This is a genomic window from Streptomyces africanus (assembly GCF_002150735.1).
GTDB lineage: Bacteria > Actinomycetota > Actinomycetes > Streptomycetales > Streptomycetaceae > Streptomyces > Streptomyces africanus.
The window spans coordinates 1-513 of sequence record NZ_MUKA01000726.1; the positions used below are offsets into that span (position 1 = coordinate 1).

General features: G+C 67.8%; 1 protein-coding gene. It reads left to right on the plus strand.

From position 1 onward, the window contains the following. Window positions 1-133: 133 nt before the first annotated feature. Window positions 134-513 (plus strand): cytochrome P450 (locus CCL05_RS43690; protein WP_244204642.1); only part of this gene is annotated, 380 nt, incomplete at its 3' end.

Sequence of the window (513 nt, forward strand, 5' to 3'; positions counted from 1 at the left end):
GCATTCCGCTCAGGGCGGGCGCCCCATTCCCGGTCTGAGCCTGGGGGAGACACTCAGCGGGCTGTCCGCGGTCCGGCGCAACCAGATAGCGTTCCTCAGCAAGGCCGTCCAGACTCACGGCGACGTATTCCGGATGCGGTTGCTGGGCAACCCGCTGGTGATGCTGAACCATCCCGACCACGTGCACCGGGTCCTGGTCGAGAACAGGGAGAACTACGACAAGGAAAACTTCCTGTACCGGACGGTCCGGCCGGTCCTGCGGAACGGTCTGATCGGCGCGATAGGCGGGGAGTCCTGGCACCGGCAGCGCCGGTTGATGCAGCCGTCCTTCCACCGCCCGAAGATCTCCGCCTTCGCGGACACCATGACCGAGGAAACCGCTGCCATGCTCCGCCGGTGGGAGCAGCGCTACCAGGACGGCGACGTGGCGGCGGTGGTGCCGGACGTCGGCCATGTCGCGCTGCGCATCGTGACCAGGAACCTGTTCGGCGCGGACGTCGGCCCCACCACCGA